At 40.3% G+C, this 1926-nt stretch carries 1 protein-coding gene and 1 pseudogene; one reads left to right on the forward strand and one right to left on the reverse strand.

The window, feature by feature from the left end:
• Window positions 1–8: 8 nt before the first annotated feature.
• A pseudogene (locus Wcon_RS06110) lies at window positions 9–509 on the reverse strand (IS4 family transposase); the annotation flags it as partial.
• Window positions 510–1084: 575 nt separating this feature from the next.
• Here Wcon_RS06110 and ltrA point away from each other — a divergent pair.
• Window positions 1085–1926, forward strand: an 842-nt coding sequence (gene ltrA, locus Wcon_RS06115) for a group II intron reverse transcriptase/maturase (protein ID WP_114516916.1), incomplete at its 3' end; no start/stop codon positions are given.

The following is a 1926-nucleotide window of genomic DNA, read 5'->3' on the forward strand; positions in this document are numbered from 1 at the left end:
CCTTACTATTACCCATAAGTATAAAGTTCAGTAGCAAGCCTCCATCCTTCTGATAAATCAAAGAGACGTCTCCATCCTTTCCAAAGGGTAATAGGTCCAGGTTCTGGGTCATTTTTTCTGGCTAAGTGGCCTCCAAGCTGAGCAATCCATGAAACAACCTCTTTTATAGTAGGAGTTACATTTGGGCATTTGTGTATTTTCGCGTATAAAACTTTCCACTCTTCTTCAGCTAATAAAGTAGTGCACGGTAGTGTTGGATTGGTTCTTGCAATTGTTGTAATAAAAAAAATTCTCCAAGCAATAACACTCATAACCGTTAAATACCTCATTAATCTTTCTGCTGTTTCAAGTCTACATTCTTCAACTTTAAGGCCAGATTTTAAAATTTTATGAAGTATCTCTATCTTCCATCTAAGACAATACCAACTAACCTTTTCAACTGCCTCATCAAAAGTATTGACAGGAAGATTCGTTAAAAGCATCCACTCTAGCGGACTTGCTTCAGGAGGACAGAACAACATAAACTGCATAAAGTGGCTGGTTATAGTGTGCCGTAGTGATGCAAGGAATGGTCAGAAAAGAGCAAACTGAGTACTTAAGCTACGCAATAGATGAGGGTGGGCCCCTCGGAGCCGATTTACAAGAGCAGGCTTCAAACAACCATAAGCTGCTTTGGTAAAGAGCCAAGGTAGTGAGCGTTATGGAAAAGGCGCAGTTATGTGTCATGTGTGAAATAGAGAGATGAACGAAAGTGAACCACTGATAAAGTGTCGAAACCATAACTGATGACGTCAAAACCAGGGGCTTATAACTCAACTGGGATAAATCTACCGGGAGCTTGTTTACGGGGTAGGAGGCGTCCGGCATAAAGGTGGCATGAATCTATTTTAGGCTATTGTGTAGAACTACGGGAACCTGTCGTTTCGATGATAAGGGAGAAATTCAAGGAGCTAAACTCTAAGGATGAGAGTACCAATGCGGAAAACAGGGGCGCGTAGTAGTGAAGAAGTTTCTGTAATGGAAATGGAGCGAAGGAGTTGAGTTATTCAGTTTTAATTATGTATCAACCGAAAGGGAGGAGTTAATGAATAAAACAAAGTCTTTTGATATACCAAAGCAACTTATTTGGAGGGCTTATAAACAAGTATCGAAAAATAAAGGTGCGGCTGGTGTGGATGAGGTATCGATAACAAGGTTTGAAGAGAACCTGAAGGATAATCTGTACAAACTATGGAATCGGATGTCATCAGGAAGTTATTTTCCAGAGCCTGTAAAAGCTGTAGCAATACCGAAAGATACGGGAGGGGGACAAAGAATTTTAGGTGTTCCTTCAGTATTCGACAGGATAGGGCAAACGGCCGCTTCTATGTATCTTGAGCCGCTAGTAGAACCAAAATTCCATGAAGATTCATATGGTTATAGACCGAATAAATCAGCACTGGATGCGGTAGATACGGCAAGGAAAAGATGCTGGAGGTATGATTGGACGATAGATCTAGATATATCCGGGTTTTTCGACAATTTGGATCACGAGTTGGCATTGCAAGCTATCAAGAAGCATACAAATTGCAAATGGGTCATACTATACGTTGAAAGGTGGATAAAATCCCCTATAAAACTTGCAGATGGCAGTAAGGTAGTTAGGGATAAAGGAGTTCCGCAAGGAGGTTCAGTTAGCCCAATCATCTCTAATATATTCATGCATCATGTGTTTGATATATGGATGAAAAAGAACTACCCGACGGTACCATTTGAGAGATATGTGGATGATGCGATAGTGCACTGCAGAACAGAGAAACAGGCAGAATTTGTGAAAGTAATGATCGAAGAAAGATTGGCTGAGTATAAGTTGAAATTACATCCTGAAAAGACACAGATAGTGTACTGTAAGGATGACAATAGGAGAGATGAATTTCCTAAACAAAG

Source organism: Wolbachia endosymbiont of Cylisticus convexus (genome assembly GCF_003344345.1).